Genomic DNA, 26,415 nt, shown 5'->3' on the forward strand with positions numbered 1-26,415 from the left:
CTATGAATTATGCCGGATTACGGATTCATGAGCGCGTCGCATGCGAGCCCCGCCAACAGCTCGCCAGCCGTCAGCATCGCCGGCTCATCGATATCGAAGCGCGGATGATGATGCGGGTAGGTAGCCGCCTCTCCGTTGCCGGCTCCGACCAGCACGAAGCAGCCCGGGACTTCTTTCATATAGTAAGAGAAGTCCTCGGCCGGCATCAGCATATCCGCCTCCTGCACGCGCTCCGCCCCGAAGCAGCCTGCCCCGACGCGGCGCACTCGCTCCGTCTCGCTCTCATGATTGACCAACGCCGGATAACCGACGCGGTATTCGAGCTCATACTCCGCGCCATGCATCGCGCATGTATGCTGAAGGATCGTCTCGAACCGCTCCCGCAACTGCTCGCGGACCGCCGGATCGAAGGAGCGTATCGTCCCCTTCAAAATAGCACGGTCGGCAATGACATTTTGCGTCGAACCGGCCTGCAGCGCTCCGACGGAGACGACGGCCGGCTGCAGCGGCGACACGCCCCGGCTGACGATCGTCTGCCATTGCTGCACAAGTTGGGCGCCGATGACGACAGCGTCCGTGCACAGATGCGGCATGCCGCCGTGCCCGCCCCGGCCGTATACCGTCAAGAAGAAGTCATCCACCGCCGCCATCATCGGCCCCGGCCGCACCGCCACGATGCCCGAAGGGATCGGGGTCCACAGATGAACGCCATACATCCGATCGACGCCCTGCAGCGCCCCTTCCTTAATCATGGCCTGGGCTCCTCCGGGACTGACTTCCTCGGCCGGCTGAAATACAAACCGCACTTCCCCGCTCCACCCTTCGCGGTGCTCCGCCATCGCGCGGGCAACGGACAGCAGCGTCGCCGTATGCGCATCATGGCCGCACGCATGCATCACCCCAGGTACAGTCGATGCATATCCGCATTCCTTCTCGTCCTGTATGGGCAAGGCATCCATGTCGGCACGCAGGGCGACAACCGGGCCGGCACCGTTCTTGAGCCTTCCGACCACGCCGTGTCCGCCCACGCCAGTTGTAACCTCCAGGCGGCCGAACGATTCAAGCTTCTCCGCTACGAACAGGGCGGTCTCCCTCTCCCCATAAGACACTTCAGGATACCGGTGCAAATGCCGGCGCCAAGCGACGATCTCCTCGTAGCGGGACGCCAATGCTTCCTTCCACACCGATGCGGATGTATTAATCATAAACGATTCCCCTTATCTGTCATGAATGTATTCCGAAATCATCCGTTGTGAACGTTTTCTATATTGTACCATAAAAGCCGGCGACGAGGGCCCTTTTGCTCCGTTTCAAGCCGTCGAATTCGTTCGGATGCCACATTTGCCACAATTTTGAACAATCCGCTCCGCCGCCCCAAGCGACGTCTTGCGCAAGCCTGGGAAACATACTATCATGAGAATGAGGTAACCGATTGCACATGATGAATAGGAACGATATGAAGGAGGAATAGATGCATGATTATTGACAACACCGGCCTCATCGGCCTCGAATCGGATCTGGCCTACCTGGATGAGGTAACGGAGAATCTCGGTTTTACCCGCTGGCAGTGGGAATATTACCGGGCTACATACGATTTGAAAATTGAAGATAAAAAGAATCGCGAAGCCTACTTTGTACGCGTCAATACCCGCGTGAAGGAAGGGAAGCTGGAGAAGCCGGATACGATTCTCGCCATTGAGGCCGTCTACATGGGCCGCGCTTCCTTCCCGCACGGACTGGATTACGAATCTGCGATCCCGCAGCCGATCATGAATAATGCTACCCAGAAGCTGAATGAGCTGAAGCAAGCGCTTCTTAGCGCCTAAAGGTACCTTCCCTTGAACAGACCGCACAGACCCAGTCAATCGAAGAACCCGCCAAGCACGGGCAAGGGATCGCCTGATTTTATTCTGTTGGTGCTGACCCTGCTGCTAGTCGGGTTCGGCGTAGTGATGGTATTCAGTTCAAGCTCAAGTCTGGCTGCCGTATCCTCGAGGTATGATTATGACTCCTTCTACTTCGCCAAGCGGCAGCTGATGTGGGCTGGGTTAGGCTTCGTGGCTATGCTGTTCGCCATGAACATCCGTTATACGGCCTACAAAATACTGTTCATTCCATTATTCATAGTCACTGTCCTAATGCTTCTCATTGTCCCGTTCGCGGCGGAGGATGTGAACGGAGCGCGAAGCTGGTTCTACATCGGAGGCCTCGGCATTCAGCCTACCGAATTGGCGAAGATCGCGGTCGTGCTGTATTTGTCGGCCTTGATCGCCAAGAAGGGGGAGAAATTCCGCGATTTCCGTACCGGGTTGTTCCCGGTCATGATCATTGTCGGCTTCGTCGTCGGCCTGATTATGCTGCAGCCCGATATGGGCGGCGCGATGATACTGACGGCATGCGCCGGCGTTATCGTCATCGCGGGCGGCGCGAACCTGAAGCATATTATGAATTGCCTGCTCGTCGGCGTCATCGGCGTGCTTGTCGTGCTCGGCTTAAGCATGCTCTTCATGCCGGACAAGCTATCGGGCGGCTACAAGATGGCCCGGGTGCATTCCTGGCTTGATCCGTTCCACGATTCGCAGGCGGCCAGCTACAATCTGCTTCATTCCTTGAAGGCGATCGCGCATGGCGGCTGGACGGGAGCCGGCTTCGGGCAGAGTATTCAGAAGCTGTTGTATTTGCCTTATCCGTACAATGACTTTATCTTCGCGATCATCGCGGAGGAATTGGGCTTTATCGGAACCGTCATCTTTTTGCTCGTCTATATATGCTTCATTTGGCGCGGCATCCTGATTGCGCTGCGCTGCCCGGATATTTACGGCACGCTCGTAAGCATAGGCATCGTCGGCATCATCGCCGTCCAGGCCTTCATCAATATCGGCGGCGTCACGCGTACGATTCCGATTACGGGAGTCACCCTGCCGTTCATTAGCTACGGAGGATCTTCTCTGTTCATTACGATGGTCAGCGTCGGAATATTGCTCAGCGTCTCGCGGGAATACAACCGCGTGCAGCAAAAGAAGGAGACCGGACAATCGGTCCCCCGCCGTTCCAACAAAAAAGACTACCGGCCGCTTCGGTCCGTGTAGTCTTTTTTGTTCCCATCCATTGATGCCCATACATTCATAAGGACTATTTGATGCGCGGGATTTCGTCCAGTTCCTCATCCTTGAATGCGACGCCTTCTACTTTGACGTTGATCTCGACCACATTCAATCCGGTCATGTTCTGGACCGCTTCCCGCACACTCATCTGCAGTTGCCGGCATACTTCCTGTATCGGCATTCCGTACATAATGATAACTCTCAAATCTATGGCCGCTTCCACTTGGCCCACTTCCACGGACACACCCTTTTGCACGTTGCGGCCGCTCAAGCGCTTGGCCCATCCTTCGGACATCCCTCCGGACATGGCGGCAACACCTGGAGTTTCCAGCGCAGCGAGACCTGCGATTGTGGCGACGACATCATCCGAAATGCGAATGTTCCCTTCCTGGGTATTCAGTTGCTCCTCTGCCATCGTCATCCTCCTTTCTCTCTTACCTTTATTGTACCGATCCCGAATCTTGAAAGCAAACACCTGGTGACAGGTAACGACAAGTTATTTTTGTTTACGATCTTGATGCGGTTGGATATATTAGATATCGGATGATTTTACGTTATTATGAATTTTTTCGGGGTGATGTTTTGGGAAAACGGCTGTTCTTCATTATACTCTGGCTGACCTTCATTTTAAGCGCAGCCGGACATTACTTGTCCCCTGGAACATGACGCTTCAATTCGCCCTTTCCGCCGTGGCAATCGTGTTCGTGGCCGGATTCCTCGGCCGGTCGACAGAAGCGGTCTCGCATTATGCGGGCCAGCGCCTGGGCGGATTCCTGAATGCGACCTTCGGCAATGCGGCTGAACTTATCATCGCGATTTTCCTAGTGCGGGAAGGGTTGTTCGACATGGTCAAGGCCAGCTTGACCGGCGCCATCATCGGGAACCTGCTGCTTGTGCTCGGACTGAGCGTGCTTGTCGGAGGCACCAAGTACAAGGTACAGACGTTCAACGCCAACCTGGCCGGTATGAACGGCTCGCTGATGATATTGGCCGTGATCGCGCTGTTCGTGCCTGCCGCCTTTTTCACGACCCATTCCCTCAGCGAGACGGGTACGGTTATCTTGAGCCTGGTCGTCGCCGGAATTCTTATCGCCGCTTATTTGCTCTGGCTTCTGTTCTCCATGGTGACGCATAAGGAGATGCTGGCGGAAGTATCGGAGCGTACGGAGGAACAGGCGGAAGAGCAGCCGCAATGGTCAAAAGGGAAGTCCGTGCTGTATCTCGTCATCTCCACGGTAATGGTTGCTTGCGTCAGTGAATGGCTTGTCGGCACGCTGGATACCTTTACGGCGCAATTCGGCTTGTCGGAGCTATTCGTCGGGGCATTCGTCATCGCCATTGTCGGCAATGCCGCAGAACACAGCGCCGCCGTCATGATGGCCATGAAGAACAAGATCGGGGCCGCCGTGGAGATTGCGATCGGCAGCAGTCTGCAAATCGCCCTCTTTGTCGCTCCCGTGCTTGTATTCGTCAGCGCGCTGTTCGGGCAGACGATGGACATCGTGTTCACGACGCTGGAGATGATTGCAATCGGGGTCGCGGTATTCATCGCCAAATCCATCTCCCAGGATGGACAGACGAACTGGTATGAAGGCCTGCTGCTGCTGGCCGTCTATATCATTCTGGGGGTATCCTTCTATCTTGTCTAGGCTGGCTTCCGCTCCCGCCATAGATTAAGCACCGCAGCGCTATGGAGTCGCCTCAACAGAGCTGACGCGTAGGGTAACGCCTGCACTCAAAAGGCCCGGGATATAACATCCCGGGCCTTCCTGTGTTCGCGGATACCCCCGTAGCGCGATAGCAATTATTGGGTGGCCTTGTTCAATGCCTCATACAAGGTAGCCAGATTGCGTTCCAGCTTGCTGACAAGCTGCTTGCCAACGCTTTCCTCCACCAGTCCAGCTCGAACGGCGAAGTCAACCTGCCGAGAAAAACCGTACATCTGCGTATCCAATACTTCCTCATAGAGAGGGCAGTAACGCGTCGCCAAGTTCTCCATCTGGACCTGGATGAGTTTCTCTATTTGATGCGCATCCGCTTCTAGCAGAGTGAGCGCCCTGTCACTTAGCTGTTGCAACACATTCGACGAAGACATGCCTGGTTTCCCCCCTATGACTCGAAGTCACGATTGTTCTAACTCTAATATTAGACGATCATGACGGGTAACACAAGATGCATGACGAACTTCTCTCATGCTGTGCAACCTCCGCAAGCCGTTATCATAGCTATAGATATAGAAAGAGCCGGAACATTCTGCTCCGGCTCTCGCTGTTATTCCGCTACAACGGATACGTCCAATCCATGCTTCTTGAATATTTCCGCCATCGCTGCCTTCGCTTCATCCGCATCCGGCCCATGAACGTGAAGCTCGTACTTCTGGTTGCCCACCAAGGTGGTGAACAGACCCAGAATACTCTTAACATCAATGTATTTGTTGTCAGCTTGCAAGACTATCGAAGATCTGAATTTGTTCGCTGCTTGTGAGATTTCCACAATTGCCGTGTTATTAGACATCGAAATCCCTCCGTCATCAATTAGTTCGGTCGGTCTTCTTACGTTTCCATCATACCGTGAATGAGACGCTTGACGCAATAATAAATCCGCAAAAATATGCGGCGAATCAACGGATTTCCCTTATTTCAGATGCTCCGGATTCAAGCACTCCAGCTCAGGGATGACAAAAAGACCGTCTTTGCGTACAAGTACATCGTCGAAATACATTTCCCCTCCGCCATACTCCGGACGCTGGATCAGCACCAGGTCCCAATGGATCGAGGAACGGTTGCCGTTGTCCGCCGTCTCATAGGCTTGACCCGGCGTAAAGTGGATGCTGCCCGCAATCTTCTCATCGAACAGCGTATCCTTCATCGGATGCAAGATGTACGGGTTAACGCCAATCGCGAACTCCCCGATATGGCGGGCTCCCTCGTCCGAATTGAGAATATGGTTGATCCGGGCCGTATCATTGCTCGTCGCTTCCACAATTTTTCCATTCTCGAACCGGAACGAAATATTCTCAAAGGTGAAGCCGTTATAAATCGATGGCGTGTTGTAGGTCAAAGTGCCATTGACGGAATCGCGGACTGGAGCGGTATAGACCTCGCCATCCGGAATATTGTTCTGTCCCGAGCATTTGATAGACCCGATGCCCCGGATCGAGAACGTCAAGTCAGTTCCCGGGCCGGTCAGGCGGACCTTGTCCGTACGGTCCATCAGCGCCTTCAGCGACTCCATCGCTTTGTCCATCTTGGAATAATCCAGATTGCACACATCGAAGTAAAAATCTTCGAATGCTTCCGTCGACGTGTTGGCCAATTGGGCCATCGAAGCGTTCGGATAACGAAGGACGACCCACTTCGTGCGCTTGACACGCTCTTCCATATGTACCGGATGTGAATAGATGGCGTCATACAGCTTCATTTTGTCTTCCGGCACATCGGACATTTCGTTCGCGTTCTCCCCGGCGCGAATCCCGATATACCCCTGCATGTTCTGCATCCGGAGCAAATCATACTCCCGCCACGTCTTCATCTGTTCCTCAGACGCGTTCTTGATCAGCGAGCGCAGCACTTTCCGGTCGGTCAGCTGCACGAACGGGCGGCCGCCCCGCGCGGCGACTTCATCTACCAGCATCGTCACCAGTTCGCGCTCGGAGCCGATCATCTCAATCAGCACATTTTCACCTGGCTGCACATTGATGGAGTATCCAACCAAGTTCTGTGCCAACTTCTGCAATCTTGGGTCTTTCATGTCATGTTCCTCCTCGGTCGGCCGATAAAATGATGAAACCTTACCCATTGTAACATGAGCGCTTATCGAAGTCAGCGCCGCGCTCTCGATTGGCGGCGAACCGGCCGAGCCTCTGGACGCTCCTCACTTGTAAGAGAACCGTGTCTTCGTATGCACGGTCTCCCGGCGTTCCTTGCCATTGTCATTGTAGCCGGCCGTGAACCACCCTTCCAGGATGACAGGCAAGGAATGACGCCGTTCTACCCATACGACATAACGCCCGGCGACGCTGGCGTCCTTCAGCTTGTGATCCAGGTCGGCCCGGCTGCGGTCCACGATCGTCTTCAGTTCCGCATCCAATTGGTTCCGTTCCTGATCGGTTAGCGAACGGCGTATTTTCTGATACGGCTCGGAAGGAATAATGATCCGCTTATAATCCTCCTCCAATTGGTTGATATAGATTCGCTTCGCATCCTCGTTGGACAAAGTTACTTGCAGCGGAACCAGGTCTTTCCCATCTTGCTCCGCCTTGTTGTCCTGTCCGCTACCCTTCGCCCCGACGCGTGCCTCCTCTTGCTGAGGCAGGAAGGAGACCTGCTTATTCGCGATTCGCTGCAACTGATCCATCTGCGCTACCGGATTCCAGCGCTTGGCGGTCGTCCGCTGATCCATATCGCCGCTCATCTTCATATGGACGCCCTTGTGCTGCTTCGCCTCTCCTTCATACCGGAATTGCTTGGTCAGCAGCATGTCCTCCCCGACGCTGATCTCGGCCAAGCCTTCGAACCGCACTTGATCCTGACCCCCGACTCCGCTCAGGGCCCGGTTCAGTATGTCCTCGGGATTGGCGGTTACTCCGCACCCGTGCACTAGGATGACGAATCCAGCGATCATTGCGGACAACAGGGCGCTTCTGCGAAGCCGACTTACGTTCCCGCCCATAATGAAACCTCACCTTCTCTTGTCGCAAGAAAATTTGCAATTCCCCTAAAAAAAAGGGGCCGATTTACCGAAATAGAAAGAGATGGGCATTAATCGCCCATCTCTACTATCGTCTCACGCTTGAATTGAGATTATTCATCAGGCAGCACCGTATGCTAGGTGCTGATGCGGATCTGATTCCGGCCACTGTCCTTCGCTTCATACAGGGCCATGTCGGCGCGGTAGAACAGCGATTCGACACTGACCATATCGTCCTGCCAGCTCCAGTCGGCGATGCCGCAGGAGACGGTGACATGCGGTTCCGTCTCGTTGGCCACCCGGGTCCGAATCCGTTCGGCAACCCGGATCGTCTGGCTGATGCTGAGTTGCGGAAGGTATATCGCCATCTCCTCGCCGCCCCAACGGGCCGCGATATCGGATTCACGAATAGAACTGCGTATAATTTGACTGACCTGATTCAATATTTTATCGCCGACCTGGTGGCCGTAGCGGTCATTGATTTGCTTGAAATAATCGATATCCACGACGATAAGCGAGCCGCAGAAGTCGTTCTTCTGCTGGCGCTGGATCTGCTTGTCCAAGTAGTGGCGGGCATACAAGCCGGTCAGCTGATCTTTGTTGGCGAGATGCTTGACCCTGCTATGAAGCGCCGCATTCGCGATCGCCAGCCCGATGTGGGTCGCCAGCATCTGGAGCAGCTTGAAATTGTCGTAAGTGAAGAATTGCTTGCGCCGATCGGCAAGAATGACGATGCCCACCATCTCCCCGCTGCCGAACAGGGGCGCGGCGATAACGGAATGATAATTCAGCTTCTCGAAAAATTGCATGGACGCAGGCACGTCCACCTCAATATCGGATACGATGACCGGTTCCTTTTCCAAATACATATGACCGAACAAGCCTTCATCGAAGGATAGATACGCATCATCGAATTCGTCCATGTTGCAGGACACCACTTCATAGCACTGCCGTTCCTCGTTCAATTGAAGGAGCATGCAAAAGTCGGCCCGAAACACGCGCAGCAGCTCGTGGGTCGCATCATGGAACACATCCCGCAGCCGCAAGCTCTGATTGATGCGCTTCGTCAAGTCATTGATGAACCGCAGCTCCTGTATGACTTCATTCGCCTGCTCATGAAGACGGGCATTCTCGAATGCTGTGCCGGCCGTCTCCACAATAAGCTGAATCAGCTGCACATCGGAAGGATCCGGCGCCATTCCGGGAAAGCTGACCTTAATCACGCCATAGGCTCCCTGCTTGCCGCACAGCGCAAACCCTACTTCCGTATCACTATCCGCTCCGTCACGTTCATAACATACTTCTCCCTTCATGAAGGCTTGACGCACGACGCCGTCGCTTCCCGGCTGGAACAGCAAAGGCTTCACCTTCGGATTCGAGCTGGTGTGATCCTGAGACAAATAGACCTCGATCCGCGCTTCCGGAACCAGCTGCTCGACGCTCGACATTATCTGCGACAAGACAGAATCGACATTGATGCGGTCATGCATATGCCGAATAGCGCCATGCAGCACGTCGCGGCGCTTCAGCTCCCGTTCGGCCGTTTTCAGCGTTCGCTCCAGCTCGTCCACAAAGACCAGCTCGAATTGCCGGTAAAAATGCGTTCGAAGTCCATAAACCCATGCATCCATGCCGGCGAAGAACGATTCATCCGGCTCCTCGTTCAATCGGCATACGACCGCAGCGTAGCTCTCTTCCCGCTTGTTCAGCAGCGGGCAGGCGGCATAGGACAAGCCGAATCCCGTCCGGACGGCCAGCATACCTTCCTGGAGCGCGGCAGCGGCTGCGCGTTCGGCTGTGGCTTCGCCGGTTAATTCGGAGTCGCCCTCCATCCACTTGCCCGCATAGTCGAATAACGCCATGCGGCCTCGCAGGACACAGGCGCGGGCAGGCAGTTCCTTCGCCCATTCCTTGTAGGCGGATTGCAGCAGCGGCTGCAAATAAGGGAAGTCGTGAACGTTCACATCCCGCTGCAGCACCCAGCTGTCCCGTGGTCGAGGCGGCGGATCCCAGATTCCGTTCGGAACTGGACCGTTCGTCCCTGCAACCTTCTTGTCCGATTCGATTGGCTGGTGATGGACTAGACGTTCCGTCATGCTCTTCTCCTTCTATATAAAGGGTGGTCTCATACTATCATACAATATATTTCTACCAAAATGTACTACTTCCATACAACCTTTAAAAGTTTTTTGGGTCATAAGAACTATGTCGAAAGATCTACGGTTTTGTAAGCCGCATCTTGTCGAATGGTTGCCGCTTTTCTATGATTAGCGAGAAACTTTGGAAGGCACGAGATTTGCAGCAGACCGTCTTGACATTCCGCCCGATGATCTTATAGAATTGTTAGATGTATAAGGGGAGAACTGTTGTGTCACCCTCACGTATTTCCATCGCCGGACGGGCAGCGGCTGAAACCCCGTACCGGAGCTGATCGCTATCGGCATGAGGATGGGAATCGGCGCAAAGCGACCCATTATCTAACATTTCGTTTGAGAAGGAGTCAACTTTCATATGGCACGTTACACAGGTCCTAAGTTCAAATTGAGCCGCCGTCTTGGCATTTCTCTGAGCGGCACAGGCAAAGAATTGAAAAACCGCGCTTATCCTCCAGGACAACATGGTCCGGGAATGCGCAAAAAATTGAGCGGCTACGCTATTCAATTGCAAGAGAAGCAAAAGCTTCGCCACATGTACGGCTTGGGCGAGAAGCAATTCCGCACCTTGTTCAACCGTGCAGCGAAAATGCAAGGCATCGCCGGTGAGAACTTCATGTTCCTGCTGGAAAGCCGTCTGGACAACCTGGTATACCGCCTCGGGTTCTCGAATTCCCGCGCAGGCGCGCGCCAATTGGTTGCTCATGGACACGTTACGGTGAATGGCAAGAAAGTCGATATCCCATCCTACATTGTTGCTACAGGTGACGTTATCGGTCTTCGCGAGAGAAGCCGCAGCCTGAAAGTAATCAAAGAAGCGATGGAAGGCCGTCATCACCTTCCGAACTACTTGGAATTCAACGAAGCTGCTCTTGAAGGCAAGTACATCCGCCTGCCAGAGCGCGGAGAATTGTCCCAAGAGATCGACGAGAAGCAAATCGTCGAGTTCTACAGCCGTTAAGATTCTCATCTTGAGGCAGCGAATCGCCGTTCCTTATGGACGGCGATTTTTTGCGTCCTTCTTTTGACGCTGCGTACCGAGAACGGTATTGGTCGAGAAGGTTTTTTCATAAAATCATGCAAAATAGCAGCATTTTCGTAAGCGCATTTCCACCGTAATGAAGTTCCTGCGTAAATGCAGCAATTTCAACTATATCATTAAAATTTATGAGGAAACAAACGAAAATGATCCGATTTGCAGGAATTTCATCGTATTGCTCCCAAAAGGCGGGAATTAGTGTATAAACGCAGGATTTTGCCTATCCGCATAGAAAAAGGCGTTCGCATCCCTTAGATTAAGCAAGAAGCCTCACCCCCACTCTCTTCCTGGTGCCGGAGGCTTCTTCTGCAAATGCTCACCTATATTACTCAAGCTCCACTTTGGCGAATTTGCGTTTGCCTACTTGCACGAAATCTCCATCGCCAAGCACAGCTCGGCATTCGGATCATCTACCTTGACTTCATTCATCCGGACGCCGCCCCGCTGGACGCTGCGCTTCCGACTCTCCGGCCTGTACAATGCGGTCATCCGCTGATTCTGTCATCGCTTTATCATATTCGTATTTTTGCAATATAAATTAATGTATAACATTGCTTCGCCTTCCTCTTATGACCTACATTCATTTTGTAAGCAGCTAAAGAAAGTAACATCTACCAAATCGACTTTTGTGGTATAATGGAAAGCGCTGCAATATAAGGAGGAAAAAATGCATGGTAGATGAGAAACTGACGGAAAAGGACGAGAAACCGAAGCCAAAAAGGTCGGTTGGACGTCGAATCTGGACCGTCACGAAGTGGCTCATGCTGCTCGGTATTCTATGTTGCTTATTCGTAGGCGGTGCTGGCATCGGCTACGTCACTTCCCTCGTGAAGGATGAACCGATTCGTTCCCGGGAATACATCGAGCAGAAGATTCAAGAAAATGCATTCACTGGTTTTGTATATTTTAATGACGGCTCTCCTATCGGCCAGCTTCGCACTGATGAAGACAGACGGCCGGTAACAATTGAAGAGATTCCACAGACCGTTATCGACGCGCTTATCGCAACGGAAGACAACCGTTTTTTCGAGCATATGGGCATTGATATCCGGGGGCTGTCCCGGGCTGTTATGCAAAAAGTGCTGAACAAGCCGGTGCAGACGGGCGGGAGCACCCTGACCCAACAGTTGGCAAGACAAGTGTTTTTGACCTTGGATCGGACCGACAGCCGGAAAGCCAAAGAGATCTTTCTCTCCCTGCGCATCGAGCGCATGCTATCGAAGGAAGAGATATTGACCGCTTACTTGAACAAGGTCTCGTTCGGGAACGGCTCGAGCGGGTACAATCTGTACGGCATCAAGGCAGCGGCCAAAGGAATCTTCAATATCGACAAGCTTGATAAGCTGAATATCGCCCAATCGGCGTATTTGGCCGGTCTTCCCCAGCTCCCTTCTGCCTATTCCGCGTTCAGCGGCAAGGGAGAAGTCAATGAGGAAGGTATCGAAAGAGCCATGAAGCGCCAGAAGCTAGTCCTGAAACGGATGCTCGAAGAGCATAAAATTACGCAGCAGCAATATGACGAAGCATTGGCATTTGACATCCGGGGCTCCATCGCCAAGCCAAATGCGAAGGCATATGCGATTTATCCATACTTGATGCTGGAAGCCGAGCGGGCTGCCGCTGAAGTGCTTGTCCTGCAGAAATACCCGGAATTCACGAGGGCCGATCTGCGCAAGCGCGAGAATGCGGAATTGCTGCAGAACGCCCGGGAGCAGCTGCTCCACGGCGGGTACAAGGTCTACACCACGATCGACAAGAAGATTTACAAGGCCATGAAGAACGTGGCTAACAATGAGAACAACTTCTCTCCGTACAGCGAGACGAAGGGCTTGGAGCAAGTCGCTGCGATGATGATCGATCATCGTACCGGAGCGATCCTCGGTATGATCGAAGGCCGGGATTTCTATGAGGAGCAGATGAACTTCGCCACGCAGATGTTGCGCCAGCCAGGTTCGACGATGAAGCCGTTAGCCGCCTATTTGCCGGCTCTGGATCAAGGCTTGATTCAACCGGCCTCGATACTCGACGACGCGCCGATGGTGTTGAAGGACGGTTCCAAGGGCTACCATATTCCCGGCAACGCGAATATGAGATACCAGGGGCTCGTTACCGCAAGAAAGGCACTCAATGAATCGCTTAACTTGCCGGCTCTCAAGATCTACATAGAGAAGCTGGGTGTCAAGCAGGCGCTTGACTTCGTCCAGAAGCTTGGAATTACGACGATTCAGCCGGAAGATTATTACGCCCAGACCGGGGTAATCGGGGGCCTGCGCTATGGCGTTACCGTGGAGGAGATTACCAACGCCTTCGGCGTTATCGCCAATGATGGTCAGTACAACGATCCGCACATGATATCCAAGATCGTCGATTCGAACGGCAAAATCATTTATCAGCACAAAGTCGATCCGAAGCAGGTCGTGTCCAAGCAGAGCGCGTATTTGATGACGGATATGCTGAAGACCGTCATTACTGATTCGCGAGGTACCGGACGCCGGGTGCAGTGGGAGTTCGATCTGTTCGGCCAAGTGGAAGTGGCCGCCAAGACCGGTTCGACCCAGAATTACGCCGACACCTGGTTCCTCGGCTACACGCCGGATGTGACGATGGGCGTATGGGTCGGCTATGATCAACAGATTCACGTATTGAATCGCGATGCTTATTCCCGTTCCACGGAGATCTGGTCCAAAGTCATGAACGAAGTGAACAAGCTGAAGCCGGAATTGTTCGAGACGAAGAAGTTCAGCCAGCCTGACGGCATCGTGCGGATGACCGTCTCCGGATTAAGCGGAAAGCTTCCGAACGAACTGACGAAGCAGGCCGGCCGTTACGTCACGGATCTGTTCAATAGCAAATTCGTGCCGACAGAGACCGAAGATGCCCTGCAGAAGATGAAGTACATCACATATGACGGCGTCAACTATATCCCGCAGGATACGACGCCTGACGATATGACCCGCGAAAAAGTGGTCATCAAGCGCGAGAAGCCGATTCAAGAGCTGATCGAAGAGCTGAAGCAAGCGCTGAACCATCTGTCTTCCAGCAGCCAGCGGCGCTCGCTGTCCTCCTATTTACCGGAGGATGCCAATACCGATGCGCCTGCAAAGGTCGATCCGCGCCAGGATGACGGCAAGCCGCCGGCACCGCCGGCCGGTGTAAGTCTGGAGGAATTGGGCGATACGGCGCTGCGCATCTCGTTCTCGCGGAACAGTGAATCGGATGTCGTCGGTTATCGTCTGTACCGCTCCTTGGATGGCGGTCCGTTCAAGCGTGAAGAAGGAACGGTGCTAACGGGAGAGGAGCTTCAATTCAAGACGTATTTCTCCAATTCACATCAGTACGCTTACTATGTGACGGCGGTCGATGTGGCCGGCAATGAGTCTGCCCCGTCTCAGACCGTGACGCTGGGAGGCGCTAACGTGGAGCCTAATCCGGATGGTTCCGGCACTGGCAGCACAGATACGCAGAACCCCGGGTCGTCGGGAGACGGCAGCGCGGGCGAGGACGGGCAGGATCAAGGACCGGAGACTCCGGATGAGGCAGACAACCCGCCGAGTCCTTCAAGCCCTCCGGGCACACCGGGCAATCCGCAAGCTTCCTTGACGGATATGGGCTTGAAGCTGACCTGGAGCGCCTCGGCCAACAATCCAAGCGAGTATGTGATCTACTATAGCTCCGACGGCGGAGCGTATGAACGCGTCGGCACCACTCCGACAGCACAGTTCGAGCTAATTACGATCTCGCCGGCAGGCTGGTACCGGGTCACGGCCGTGAACAGCGCAGGGGAATCGAGCCCGACTTCCGCAGTTCAAGTCAAAAATCAATAACGAATGGCGCGAACCCTCGCGCCCTGCGAACGAACAACAGCGATGGCTCAAGATGCCATCGCTGTTGTATTATTTGGGGCCGGCAGCAGAAGAGGAGGCCCTGAAGCCTCCTCTTCGCCATGCGGATCAGTCTTCGATTGTCGATAAGTCGCCTGTCGGCAGATTCAGCTCCCATGCCTTCAAGACACGGCGCATAATTTTCCCTGAACGCGTCTTCGGCAGCTTATCCTTGAATTCAATCTCACGCGGCGCGGCATGCGCGGACAAGTTCTCCTTCACGTACCTGGAAATATCAGCCTTCAGCTCATCCGAAGGGTTGTAGCCTTCGCGCAGAGAGATGAATGCCTTAATAATCTCGCCGCGGACCGGATCCGGCTTGCCGATGACCCCGGCTTCCGCGACAGCCGGATGCTCCACCAGCTTGCTCTCGACCTCGAACGGCCCGACCCGCTCGCCTGATGTATTGATCACGTCGTCGATCCGTCCCTGGAACCAGAAATAACCATCCTCGTCCCGATAAGCCGAGTCGCCTGAAATATACCACCCGTCAACGCGGAAATACTCTTCGAACTTGGCCGGATTGTTCCATACTTGGCGCATCATCGAAGGCCATGGCGTACGAATGGCCAGATTCCCCATCCGGTATGGCGGCAACTCGTTCCCCTGATCATCGATAATCGAAGCTTCTACGCCCGGCACCGGACGCCCCATCGATCCGGGCTTCAGCGGCATCGCCGGATAATTGCAAATCAGTTGTCCGCCCGTCTCCGTCATCCACCACGTATCATGAATGCGCTGACCGTATACTTTCATGCCCCAGCGAACAACTTCCGGATTGAGCGGCTCGCCGACAGACATGATATGCCGGAGGCTGGACAGGTCGTATTGAGCGATAACATCGTTCCCTGCGCTCATCAGCATGCGGAACGCGGTCGGCGCACTGTACCATACCGTCACTTTATATTTCTGAATTGTGCTGTACCAATCCTGCGGGCTGAACCGTCCGCCGCGGATCACATTCGTTACGCCGAGCAGCCACGGCGCAAATATGCCGTACGATGTACCGGTAACCCAGCCGGGATCAGCCGTGCACCAATATACGTCGTCTTCCTTCAAATCCAGCACGACATTGCCTGTATGATAATGTTGCATCATTGCATTTTGAACATGGTAGACGCCCTTCGGCTTCCCGGTCGAGCCGGATGTATAGTGCATAATGAGGCCGTCTTCGCGGCCCAGCCATTCCATCTCCGCTTCCTCGGACGCTTCCGCCATCTCGGCGAAGAAATCGATATAGCCATCCGCCGTATTCACGTCTTCGCCGACGAGAATGACATGCTTCAGCGTCGGAAGCTCCTCGCGCGGAACCCGGTGGGCTAGCGCCGGCGTCGTCACGATCGCCACAGCCGCGCTGTCCTGCAGACGATCCTTGACCGCCGTCTCCATGAACGCTTCGAACAGCGGGCCCACGACCGCTCCCGCCTTCAGAATGCCGAACACGCTGACATAGAGCTCCGGCGTGCGCGGCATAAAAATAAAGACCCGCTCACCCTTCTGGACACCGAGCGAGCGAAGCACATTGGCGAATTGGTTGGACTTGCGCTTCAGGTCGACGAACGTATAGGATTCGTCACGCTGCGCATCGCTATAGAGCAGAGCCACCTTATCCCCGCGGCCCTGATCAACATGGCGGTCAATCGCCTCGTAGGCCATATTGACCCGGCCCGTCTCCGACCAGGAGAAATTCTGCTCCACGCTCTCCCAGTTGAAATCGGCAACCGCCTCTTCGTAATTTTTCAAATTCGGGTTTGTTGCTGAAGGTGTAATAATTTCTCCTTGCACGTTACTCATTGTCGCTTCATCCTCCTGTTTCCTCACTTCATGACTGTTCATGATTGGTCGTTTGGTCATGCCAGCATTTGCCTCATTCGCAAATAAAACCGTTTTCAGGAGCTTGCAAAAATTTTTGACTTTGATGTGAATCGTGCTGTCAAGGGGAGATTTCGTGAATTATTAAAACTTGATTTATTATAGCATATGTTTTTCTTTTAGCCTATTCTTTTCCTTTTCAAAACGGCCTTTTTTTGCTATAACCAAGGGAAGAGACGAAAGGAGCTGCTGGGTGTGGAGCATCGAAAATGTTATCACGCGCAAATCATCCCTTACGAAGATCGCGTCATCGTCGTGGAAGGTCCCGTCAAGCCGGAACTGCTGGGCACATGGGACATGCACCCGGATCTGAACGCATTCCGAAGGCCGAAGGAACAGCAGGAAGCGTTAGTCGAGATCGCCGGGCTGCCGGAAGGACGAATCATCGCGGCCCGGGACGGCCAGACCATCATCGGATATGTCACCTTTCACTATCCGGACGAACTGGAACGCTGGTCAGAGGGCGGCATGGAGGATCTCATCGAGCTGGGCGCCATCGAGGTCGCCAACGAGTATCGTTCGCTAGGGCTCGGCAAAAAAATGATTACTACCGCGTTTGAAGACGATCAAATGGAGAGCTATATCGTGTTCACGACTGAATATTACTGGCATTGGGATTTGGAAGGCACCCGGCTCAATGTGTGGGATTACCGAAAAATGATGGAGCGGCTGATGGAATCGGTCGGCATGGTCTGGTATGCGACCGACGATCCGGAGATCTGCTCGCACCCTGCCAACTGCTTGATGGTCCGCATCGGCAAAGACGTTCCGCTCGCCTCGCGGGAGCAATTCGACCGCGTGCGCTTCCGCCAGCGGTTCATGTACTGAATCATTCTAATCATTATGGCAAAGGGAGGGAAGGTGCCCGAATGGCCGACACAGCCCTATACTTCATGCATGACGATGCGCTGCGGTACCGGTTCAACGCCGATCACCCGTTCGATCAGCGCCGCCTCGTCATGACCAACGATTTATTGACTCGCATCGGCGCCCTCTCCGACGATATCATCGTTCGGCCTGCCACGGCGATGGCAGATTGGGAGGCGTGGATCCGGTACATACACAGAGAGGATTATATCGAGGCCGTGATGCGGTTAAGCGAAGACGATCCTGCGGAGGAATGGGTCGCCCGCTCCGATCAATACGGCCTCCATACCGAAGACACCCCCTACTTCGCGGGCATGCACCAGGCGGCCAGCTCGATCGTAGGGGGCTCCGTCGCAGCCTGCGAGGCCGTTATGAGCGGCCGCTCTCTCCACGCTCTGCATCTGGGAGGCGGGCTGCATCATGCCTTTAGCGAGAAAGGGGCCGGCTTCTGCGTATATAATGATGCCTCTGTGGCCATCTCCTGGCTGCGGAGGCACTATGATGCCCGCATTCTCTATATCGATACCGACGTCCATCACGGCGATGGCGTCCAATGGAGCTTCTATACCGACCCGAATGTGTTCACCTATTCCATTCACGAGACCGGCAAATTCCTGTTCCCGGGAACCGGCTTCGTGAACGAGCGCGGCGCCGGGGAAGGATTCGGCGCTTGCGTGAACGTGCCTTTGGAACCGTATACAGAGGACGAATCGTGGCTGCATTGCTTCGAGGAGACGATCGGACAGGTCGCACGAAGCTTCCGCCCGGACATCATTATCAGCCAGCACGGCTGTGACGCGCATGCGTTCGATCCGCTGTCTCACATGCATTGCAGTATGCGTATTTATGCGGAGATGCCGAAAATGATCCACCGGCTCGCACATGCGAGCTGTGAAGGAAGATGGGTGGCTCTCGGCGGTGGCGGCTATGACATCTGGAGAGTCGTGCCGCGCGCCTGGAGCATGCTGTGGCTGGAGATGTGCGAGCACCCGATGAAGGACGAGCTGGTGCGGCAGCCGCTGACACGTCTGCCAGAGGCCTGGATTATGCGCTGGTCTGACGAGGCTCCGGTGCCGCTGCCGTCCACCTGGCTTGATGACGTGGCACGATGGGCACCGATGCCAAGGCGGTCCATTATCGAAGCGAAGAACGAGCAAGTGAAGGAGCTGGCGCTGGAGTATGTAAGATGAAGAACAAGCCACGGCGCGAATCCGGATGGGAACGCGCCGCCTTCCATCCGGAACATCGCCGCGGACATGCATGATTAGGCGGATTGGCTAACCATCCGCTCGATGATTTGATACGAGTGCAGTGCGGCTTCGACCGTGAATTCCGCGAAATTGACATGGGCCGATCCGTCCGCTTTGTCCGACATCGACCGGATAATGACGAACGGGATCGCATGGATATGGCATACTTGCGCTACGGCTGCGCCTTCCATTTCCGTGCATGCCGAGCCCGGGAACGTCTCGAAGAGCGCCTTAACCTTGTCGCGGCTGGCGATGAATTGATCCCCGGACAGCACCCCGCCCTTGAGGTAGCGTCCCGGGAACAGCTCAGCGCACACCTGCTCGGCCAGTTGAACCAGGGCTCCGTCCGCCTCGAAGCGGGATGTCTGCTGGAAGGGAATGACCCCGGGCTCGAAGCCAAGAGCGGTCACATCCATATCATGATGCATGCAGTACGTCGAGATGACGATATCGCCGATGTTCAGTTCCGGGTGGATCGCGCCGGCTACTCCAGTGAAGAGCACCTGCTTGGCCCCGAAGCGATCAATCAGTACTTGCGTCGTAACGGCGGCATTGACTTTGCCGACGCCCGATTTGCAGATGACGACATGACGCCCCGCCAGCTGCCCCCTATAGAAAGTCATTCCCGTTACTTCCACTTCCTCAACATCCTGTGCAGCCTGCAGCAGGCGCTCAATCTCTTCGTCCATCGCGCCAATAATTCCGATTACGGCTTCGCTCGCCATATCGCCTTCCCCCTTCAATCCTTCATGATCGAATGTCTTACCATCGCAGCTGACTCGACACACAAAAAGCCCCAATAATAGGGGCTCTTCATATGCCGCCGGCATGCTGCGGCCTTACTCATTCACCTGGCTGACCGACAAGCGAAGAATCGTCTCATGCGGCAGAACGACCTGTGAATTCTCCACGTTCTCCTTCTTCATCAGCTTCGTCAACAAGCGCATCGCCACCGCGCCGATGTCATACATCGGCTGGGCTACGGTCGTCAACTGAGGACGAACCATCGAGGCCATACGGATATTGTCAACGCTAATGACCGAGAAGTCGTCAGGCACCTTCAACCCGGCGTCCTGAATGCAATGAATCGCTCCAATCGCCATTTCGTCGGTTGCCGCAAAAATTGCCGTCGGCCGCTTCTTCAGACCGAGGAAATATTTCATGGCTTCCACGCCGGATTCATACCGGTAGTTCCCGATACGAACCAGGTCTTCCTTGTATTCAATGCCTGCGCCCTCCAAAGCCTTCTTATAGCCCTGGAAACGCGCGAATCCGTTGGCCGGATCCTGAAGCGTGCCGCTAATCATCGCAATATCGCGGTGACCGTGGCGAATAAGGGTGTTGACCGCATCGAATGCGGCCCCTTCATGATCAATGTCTACCGAAGGGATAGAGGCATGCTCGTCCGTCGTCGCGCACAGCACGATCGGAACGGAAGCAGTACGGAACGCCTGGATATGATCCTCCGTTACGACACCGCCCATGAATACGAGCCCGTCCACTTGCTTCTCCAGCAGCGTATTGATGACTCGAATTTCCTTCTCTTTCTTCTTGTCTGCGTTGCACAAAATGATATTGTAATGGTACATGTTCGCAATATCTTCAATTCCTCGTGCGACCTCAGCAAAAATAGAATTGGAAATATCGGGAATGACAACCCCAACGGTTGTCGTCTTTTTGCTCGCAAGTCCGCGTGCGACAGCATTCGGGCGATAACCTAAACGCTCAATCGCTTCATACACCTTTTTTCGCGTTTGCGGCTTCACGTTCGGATTGTTGTTCACAACCCGGGAAACGGTGGCCATCGAGACGCCCGCTTCTCTCGCTACATCATAAATAGTTACCGTCACGAATCTTCTCTCCAATTACCGAAAATTTGTTACGACCCTTTTATTACATTTCATGATACGATATTTTCAGAAAATTCGCAATGTTACAACTGCAATCGTCTGAAAATGCGTCATTTAGCGGGAGGAGGACGTCAATTCCGAACTTACATTGTCAAAAGTTATCGCATGATGGGAGTCATGCCAGACGACCTGACCCTCCTTCATCACGATGACTTGAGGCGATTCGTGCTGGATGCCCAGCTTGTCCGTGCAAGCGAGCGACACATCGCGGTGCTCGACAACAAGAATTTGTCCCATTGCTATCCCCCGTGGCTCGAATTCCTCCGCCACCTTGGCCATCTCTCCGTTCGCCCGGGCGCTAATCGGACAGCGGGTGCTGTGCTTGAATAACACAGCGGTCTGCTCTTGGGTTGAATCTATCCATTCCTGCAGCGCTTCTTCCGTATCTATCGATCTCAATCGGGAGTCCTCCTTGTTCCCGCCGGAATCTTGTTCCGAGGGAGTGCAGTAGGCAAAGAGCCTCTTAACTTATTTTAACCCGATCCGGGTAGAAACTAAAACCGGAAATCTGTTTTAATCGCTCTTGCAGCTCAGACACCCATTCTTCATCCCTCAGCGTCTTCGCGAGCAGGTACATATCCAGAAGCTTGTTAATCCGCTCGTTCATCTCTTTCTCTGCGTACGGAAGCAGATCGCCGGGCCCGAACGCGTCCGCGCATTCGGCCAGCACGCTCGCCGCCTCGTTCATTTCCTCGAAAAAATAGTGCTGCGGCACGGAATCGCCCTCCTCGTCCATGCCGTATAACTCCTTGCTCTGTCCCGACTTACGGCAGCGAATCATATCCGTTATCTCCTGCTTGATCGCCGGGTACAGCACCGAGCGTTCACAACGTGGGCAAGTCAACACAGGCACATGGTGAATGTGTATTGTCCGGTCGTGGATAACGGTGCGCAAAGCAAGCAGCATCTCATGGCCACAATTACATTGTTTGTTCATACAACCACCCCTACATCACAATTTCTCTCTGTCTGCTCCTACGCCGGACCTGGTGCCTTACCGCATGGAATACGCTCCGTTATGTATCTTTGGACTCTGTCCGCCCTCGCGGTTCCGTCCGGTGGCTTCGACCCTCCCCCTGCTGCCGAGCCTAGCGAGAGCAGGCCGCTGCCGGAGGGCCGATATCATTTGACAGCTTCATCCGACTGACGTTATGGTAATGAATAGATAAGGAACCGTTCCATCCGCAGAACCAATCTCCCTGTTAAAATCGTAGGCCATTCCGCCCCAAGACTCAATAGGCATCATTATGGAAATAGAGCCGTTAAGATGCAATAAGGGCCGGATCGCGTTCGATTGCGCAAAAGGTTTGTTCTTCGATACAACGTACGAAGGAGTTGAGAGATTTATGCGTTTAACCGGCAAGCGCGTCATCGCGCTCGTTGATGAGGAATTCGAGGATCTGGAACTATGGTATCCGGTTCACCGGGTCCGCGAGGAGGGGGCGGAGGTGCATCTGGTTGGCGATAAGGCCGGCAAAACGTACATCGGGAAGTATGGCGTTCCCGCTACGTCCGACTATGCTTTCGAGGAGATCGATGCCAGCGTGTACGACGGCGTGCTCGTACCGGGAGGCTGGGCTCCCGACAAGCTCCGCCGCTATGAAGGCGTGCTCTCCATTATTCGCGACATGGACAAGGCGGGCAAGCCGATAGGCCAGATCTGCCATGCAGGCTGGGTGCTCATCTCCGCCAAGATTCTTCAGGGCCGGATCGTGACATCGACCCCGGGCATCCGGGACGATATGGAGAACGCGGGCGCAACGTGGCTCGATCAGGAGGTCGTCGTCGACGGCCATATCGTATCAGCCCGCAGACCGCCCGATCTTCCCGCCTACGGGAAGGCATTTTGCGACAAGCTGGCAGAAGGCTGAGCAAGCGCATGAGAAGCAGAAAGGCATGGACCCGTATCAAGGGGCCATGCCTTTTGTGTGAGGTGAAACGCCGCTCTTCCCTGGAGGAGAACGACTGGCGTCAATGCATAGATGTCAGGACGTAAAATGCCGTTCGACCAATTCATCGATCTCGGCCTTGGAACGGGCCGCGAAAATGCGTTCGGCCAGCTGCTCGCTCCCGGTTCGGGTCGCGCGGTGAATAGCCGCCTTCACCCGTGGAATGAAGCGTGAGGACATGCTCAGCTTCGTGACACCCATTGCAATCCAGAGCGGCACGGCCCGCGTGTCGCCTGCCATCTCGCCGCAGACGCTGATGCCGATGCCGCGGGCCTGGGCCGCCTCGATCGTATGGCGGATAAGCCGCAGCACCGCGGGATGGAACGGATCATACATATGCGCAATCTGCTCGTTCATCCGGTCGACGGCTAGAGTATACTGCACCAGATCGTTCGTGCCGATGCTGAAGAAGTCGACCTCTTCCGCGAGGCGATCGGCGATTAGAGCCGCAGCCGGCACCTCCACCATAATGCCTACAGGCAGCTTCTCATCAAATGGCAGCCCTTCATCCCGCAGCTCTGCCTTCGCCTCTTCAAGCACCGCCTTGGCCGCGATGATCTCCTCCACGGACGAGATCATCGGGATCATAATCGCGACCGGCCCATGCGCGCTCGCGCGTAGAATGGCGCGGAGCTGAGACTTGAACAGCTCCTGCTGATCGAGACAAATGCGAATCGCCCGGTAGCCGAGGAACGGATTATCCTCCTCCGGAAGATTCAAATATTCCATCGGCTTGTCGCCGCCGATATCGAGCGTGCGGATAATGACCTGCGAGTCTTTGTAATGCTCGGCTGCATCCCGGTAGACCGTCAATTGCTCCGCTTCGGATGGCGGGTAGGAACGATCCATATACATAAATTCGGTCCGGAACAGACCTACGCCCTCCGCCCCGTTCTGATCGGCAATCTCCAGCTCGCGCGTGGAGCTGATATTGGCCGACAAGCTGATCGTCAGGCCATCCTGAGTGACGGCAGGAAGCTTGACCAGCTTCTTCAGCTCGTCCATCTCCCGGGCATACGCTTCGTGCCGGGCTACGTATTGCTTCACGATCTGCTCCATCGGCTCGATATAGATAATGCCATGCTCCCCGTCCACGATGACCAGATCGCCGGTCTGGACAGGTCTTGTAATTTTCCCCTCCAGTCCAAGAACGAGAGGAATGCCGAGCGCCCGAGCCATAATCGCCGAATGGGACGTCTTCCCCCCCATCAGCATGACGATACCGAGCACATTTTTCGGATTCAAATGGACAAGCTGTGACGGCGACAGCTCCTTCGCGACCAGAATATACGGCTGCGTATCGGTCGGCAGCGTAATCTCCGGCGCGCCCAGCAAATGCTTGAGCAGACGGTTGCCGACATCCTTGATATCCAGCGCCCGCTCCTTCATGTACTCATCGTCCAGCAAGTCGAACATCGTGACGAAGTGATCGATAGCCTCCTTCACCGCGACTTCCGCCGCCTTGTACTGCCGCTGGATAATGCCTTGAATCTCATTCATAAAAATCGGATCGTCCAATATGGCCAGATGCGCGTCAAATATCGAGGACTCTTCATTCCCGACCATTTCGCGAATCTCGCTCTTAATGAACTCGATCTCATCCTTCGACGAACGGATGCCTTCGTACAACCGCTCGAATTCGCGAGCCAGATCGGACGGATCCATCTTCTCCTCCGGCACGTCCCATTCCCATGTAGGAAGCACGAACGCCTTGCCGATGGCGATCCCGCTGGAAGCCCCGATTCCCTGTACCTTCTGCGTCATCGTCTACCACCTCCGTTAGCATGCTCCGTCAGCACGACGGACATGACGGAAGTCTGTCCCCGCTTAACCGCCGCGAACGGCGCGAAGCTCCAGGAAGCGACCGCATCCCAATTCGTAATGACCATCGGGGTGGCCAGCGATGCGCAGCGCTTTTTCACTTCGTTGTAGTCGAATTTAATCATAAGCTGTCCCGGTCTCACTTCATCACCTTCCTGTACAACTGCCTGAAAACCGGCGCCATTCAACGATGACGTCTCGATCCCGATGTGAAGGAGGACTTCCAACCCTTCCGGCGTCTCGATGCCTAGCGCGTGCATAGTAGGGTAGACATGGCGCACTCGGCCATGTACAGGCGAGACGAGCTCGCCTTTGTCAGGCAAGAATGCGACTCCTTGTCCGACAAGTTTTTGCGCGAAAATTCGATCCGGCACCTCTTCAATCGGGATCATTTTCCCTTGCACCGGAGCGACAAACCAGACTTGCTTCGAGTTGCGCTGCAGCCGCTTGACCATCTCATCCTTGATCAGCTCCGAGTAGGTGCCGAAGACGACCTGCAAATGCCCCCCGCCCAGACGAATGACGCCCGCGGCTCCAAGCTTGCGAAGCGTATGGCGATCGACCAGCTTGTCATTATTGACGCGAAGCCTCAGCCGGGTAATGCAGGCCTGAATGTCGGCAATATTATCCTTGCCCCCGAGCGCCTGTATAAGGAGCGGCACCCGATGCAAGAGATCGCTCGCCATATCGTCCAGCAAGGATCCCTCCACCCGGCCAGGGGTCGGAATCTGGAACTTCTGGATGGCGAAGCGGAATACGACATAGTAGATGAGCGCGAACGCGATGCCGATAGGGATAATCCACAGCGCTCCCTTCGATTGGTGGAAATTGACGATATAGTCTATCGCTCCAGCCGAGAACGAAAAGCCGTGCCGAACGCCCAACTCGGCCGTAATCCACATCGCGGCCCCGCTCAACAGCGCATGGACGATGAACAGGTACGGCGCCGCGAACAGGAACGCGAACTCAATCGGCTCGGTAATTCCCGTCAGCAGCGAGACCAAGGCCGCCGTCATATACGTCTTGCGCACTTTGGGACGAAGGTCCTCCCGCGATTCGTGCACAATGGCCAACGCCACGGCCGGCAGCGCGAACATCATAATCGGATACAGCCCGGCCATGAACACGCCCGCCGCCGGATCTCCCGCAAAAAAACGCGGCAAATCGCCGCTGAACGTCATTCCTTCGGCGTCGGTAAATGTACCTACCTGGAACCAGTACAGGTTATTCAGGAGATGATGCATCCCAAAAGCGACCAGTACCCGATGAAGAACGCCGTACAAAAAGACGCCGAAGCCGCCCATAGCCAATATTTCCTTCCCCAAAAACTGTATGCCCTGCTGCATGAAGGGAGCCAGCATAATCATCACCCAGGAAAGAGCGATCGAGCACAGGGTCGTAAGGAGCACCGCAAATCGCTGGCCCCCGAAGAATTGCAAATATTCGGGAAAGCGCACATCCTTGAAGCGTTGATGAACGAGTCCCGCCAATATCCCGAAGATGATGCCGTTCAAGACGGTCGGCTCGAATGCCGATCCGCTCCATTGATTCAGCAGCTGGTGGAAAATAAAGATGCCAAGCAGTGCCGACAAGGCGGCGACTCCAGCATTATTCGCCAAGCCAAGCGCAACCCCGACCGCGAAAATGTAGGGGAGCACATAAAAAATCGTCCGGCCTGTCAGCTCGAACAGGGCGGCCGTATTCTCCAAGCCCGCACCCGCCAGAAGATGGCCGAACGCCAGCGCGAGCGCTGCTGCTGGCAGCGCGATAAGCGGCTGCATGAGCGCTCGCGATAACTGCTGAAGAATCCCTAACTGATTCAAGGACATCCTCTCCTTCTACCAAGAATGGTAAGGGCTTCGCGGAGCTTTGTCAAAATA

The 26,415-nt window shown here is 54.8% G+C and carries 21 protein-coding genes and 1 pseudogene; 8 read left to right on the forward strand and 14 right to left on the reverse strand.

The window, feature by feature from the left end:
* Window positions 1–17 precede the first annotated feature (17 nt).
* Window positions 18–1,205, reverse strand: coding sequence for an amidohydrolase (locus DQX05_RS03705; RefSeq protein ID WP_119790983.1), 1,188 nt, complete (start codon window positions 1,203–1,205; stop codon window positions 18–20).
* Window positions 1,206–1,475: 270 nt separating this feature from the next.
* Between DQX05_RS03705 and DQX05_RS03710 the strand changes: the two genes are divergently transcribed.
* Window positions 1,476–1,826, forward strand: a complete 351-nt coding sequence (locus DQX05_RS03710) for a YugN family protein (RefSeq protein ID WP_119790985.1) — start codon at window positions 1,476–1,478, stop codon at window positions 1,824–1,826.
* Between the two features lie 12 nt (window positions 1,827–1,838).
* Window positions 1,839–3,089, forward strand: a complete 1,251-nt coding sequence (gene ftsW / locus DQX05_RS03715) for a putative lipid II flippase FtsW (RefSeq protein ID WP_119790987.1) — start codon at window positions 1,839–1,841, stop codon at window positions 3,087–3,089.
* Window positions 3,090–3,132: 43 nt separating this feature from the next.
* Here the strand turns inward: ftsW and DQX05_RS03720 are convergent, their stop codons facing one another.
* Entirely contained in the window at window positions 3,133–3,519 is a 387-nt protein-coding gene (locus tag DQX05_RS03720; protein ID WP_119790988.1) for an Asp23/Gls24 family envelope stress response protein, read from the reverse strand.
* Between the two features lie 167 nt (window positions 3,520–3,686).
* Between DQX05_RS03720 and cax the strand changes: the two are divergent.
* Window positions 3,687–4,753: pseudogene (gene cax, locus DQX05_RS03725) on the forward strand (calcium/proton exchanger).
* A 155-nt stretch (window positions 4,754–4,908) separates the two neighbouring features.
* On the opposite strand, the gene DQX05_RS03730 reads toward cax, so the two are convergent.
* From DQX05_RS03730 to DQX05_RS03750, 5 genes are all read right to left on the reverse strand, one after another.
* Entirely contained in the window at window positions 4,909–5,199 is a 291-nt protein-coding gene (locus DQX05_RS03730; protein WP_087442899.1) for an Fpa/YlaN family protein, read from the reverse strand.
* A gap of 176 nt (window positions 5,200–5,375) precedes the next feature.
* On the reverse strand, window positions 5,376–5,618 hold the full coding sequence (locus tag DQX05_RS03735) for an HPr family phosphocarrier protein (RefSeq protein WP_119790990.1): 243 nt from the start codon (window positions 5,616–5,618) through the stop codon (window positions 5,376–5,378).
* Window positions 5,619–5,738: 120 nt separating this feature from the next.
* Window positions 5,739–6,854, reverse strand: coding sequence for an aminopeptidase (locus DQX05_RS03740; RefSeq protein ID WP_119790992.1), 1,116 nt, complete (start codon window positions 6,852–6,854; stop codon window positions 5,739–5,741).
* 123 nt (window positions 6,855–6,977) lie between these two features.
* The gene (locus tag DQX05_RS03745; RefSeq protein WP_119790994.1) at window positions 6,978–7,775 is read right to left on the reverse strand and encodes a hypothetical protein; all 798 of its coding nucleotides are present in this window, start codon (window positions 7,773–7,775) and stop codon (window positions 6,978–6,980) included.
* A 155-nt stretch (window positions 7,776–7,930) separates the two neighbouring features.
* Window positions 7,931–9,889 carry a sensor domain-containing diguanylate cyclase gene (locus DQX05_RS03750; protein WP_119790996.1) on the reverse strand — a complete coding sequence of 653 codons (1,959 nt, stop codon included), beginning with the start codon at window positions 9,887–9,889 and terminating at the stop codon, window positions 7,931–7,933.
* A gap of 415 nt (window positions 9,890–10,304) precedes the next feature.
* Here DQX05_RS03750 and rpsD point away from each other — a divergent pair, with 415 nt between their 5' ends.
* Together rpsD and DQX05_RS03760 are read left to right on the forward strand one after the other, a co-directional pair.
* On the forward strand, window positions 10,305–10,907 hold the full coding sequence (rpsD, locus tag DQX05_RS03755; RefSeq protein ID WP_119790998.1) for a 30S ribosomal protein S4: 603 nt from the start codon (window positions 10,305–10,307) through the stop codon (window positions 10,905–10,907).
* 749 nt (window positions 10,908–11,656) lie between these two features.
* Window positions 11,657–14,809 (forward strand): penicillin-binding protein 1A, encoded by a 3,153-nt coding sequence (locus tag DQX05_RS03760; protein ID WP_119791000.1) that lies wholly within the window; start codon window positions 11,657–11,659, stop codon window positions 14,807–14,809.
* Between the two features lie 126 nt (window positions 14,810–14,935).
* On the opposite strand, the gene acsA is transcribed toward DQX05_RS03760, so the two are convergent.
* Window positions 14,936–16,660, reverse strand: coding sequence for an acetate--CoA ligase (gene acsA, locus DQX05_RS03765; RefSeq protein WP_119791002.1), 1,725 nt, complete (start codon window positions 16,658–16,660; stop codon window positions 14,936–14,938).
* A gap of 273 nt (window positions 16,661–16,933) precedes the next feature.
* On the opposite strand from acsA, the gene DQX05_RS03770 reads away from it, so the two are divergent.
* Together DQX05_RS03770 and DQX05_RS03775 are read left to right on the forward strand one after the other, a co-directional pair.
* Window positions 16,934–17,566, forward strand: a complete 633-nt coding sequence (locus DQX05_RS03770) for a GNAT family N-acetyltransferase (RefSeq protein WP_119791004.1) — start codon at window positions 16,934–16,936, stop codon at window positions 17,564–17,566.
* Window positions 17,567–17,607: 41 nt separating this feature from the next.
* Window positions 17,608–18,795, forward strand: coding sequence for an acetoin utilization protein AcuC (locus DQX05_RS03775; protein WP_119791006.1), 1,188 nt, complete (start codon window positions 17,608–17,610; stop codon window positions 18,793–18,795).
* Between the two features lie 74 nt (window positions 18,796–18,869).
* On the opposite strand, the gene DQX05_RS03780 is transcribed toward DQX05_RS03775, so the two are convergent.
* The 4 genes from DQX05_RS03780 to DQX05_RS03795 all read right to left on the reverse strand — a co-directional run bounded on the left by DQX05_RS03780 (window position 18,870) and on the right by DQX05_RS03795 (window position 21,702).
* Complete coding sequence (locus DQX05_RS03780) at window positions 18,870–19,580, reverse strand: 5'-methylthioadenosine/adenosylhomocysteine nucleosidase (RefSeq protein WP_119791008.1); 711 nt, start codon at window positions 19,578–19,580, stop codon at window positions 18,870–18,872.
* 114 nt (window positions 19,581–19,694) lie between these two features.
* The gene (gene ccpA / locus DQX05_RS03785; RefSeq protein ID WP_087442890.1) at window positions 19,695–20,705 is read right to left on the reverse strand and encodes a catabolite control protein A; all 1,011 of its coding nucleotides are present in this window, start codon (window positions 20,703–20,705) and stop codon (window positions 19,695–19,697) included.
* Window positions 20,706–20,819: 114 nt separating this feature from the next.
* Window positions 20,820–21,164: a bacillithiol system redox-active protein YtxJ gene (gene ytxJ, locus DQX05_RS03790; RefSeq protein ID WP_119791010.1), complete on the reverse strand. Its 345-nt coding sequence runs from the start codon at window positions 21,162–21,164 to the stop codon at window positions 20,820–20,822.
* Between the two features lie 64 nt (window positions 21,165–21,228).
* The gene (locus DQX05_RS03795) at window positions 21,229–21,702 is read right to left on the reverse strand and encodes a hypothetical protein (RefSeq protein ID WP_259391767.1); all 474 of its coding nucleotides are present in this window, start codon (window positions 21,700–21,702) and stop codon (window positions 21,229–21,231) included.
* Window positions 21,703–22,111: 409 nt separating this feature from the next.
* Here DQX05_RS03795 and DQX05_RS03800 point away from each other — a divergent pair, with 409 nt between their 5' ends.
* Window positions 22,112–22,636, forward strand: coding sequence for a type 1 glutamine amidotransferase domain-containing protein (locus tag DQX05_RS03800; protein WP_119791013.1), 525 nt, complete (start codon window positions 22,112–22,114; stop codon window positions 22,634–22,636).
* A gap of 114 nt (window positions 22,637–22,750) precedes the next feature.
* On the opposite strand, the gene ptsP is transcribed toward DQX05_RS03800, so the two are convergent.
* Window positions 22,751–24,478: a phosphoenolpyruvate--protein phosphotransferase gene (gene ptsP / locus DQX05_RS03805; protein WP_119791015.1), complete on the reverse strand. Its 1,728-nt coding sequence runs from the start codon at window positions 24,476–24,478 to the stop codon at window positions 22,751–22,753.
* Window positions 24,475–26,364 (reverse strand): glucose PTS transporter subunit IIA, encoded by a 1,890-nt coding sequence (locus DQX05_RS03810; RefSeq protein ID WP_119791017.1) that lies wholly within the window; start codon window positions 26,362–26,364, stop codon window positions 24,475–24,477. The genes ptsP and DQX05_RS03810 overlap by 4 nt, the downstream gene beginning before the upstream one ends.
* Window positions 26,365–26,415: the final 51 nt, after the last annotated feature.

Source organism: Paenibacillus thiaminolyticus, from assembly GCF_003591545.1.
GTDB lineage: Bacteria > Bacillota > Bacilli > Paenibacillales > Paenibacillaceae > Paenibacillus_B > Paenibacillus_B thiaminolyticus_A.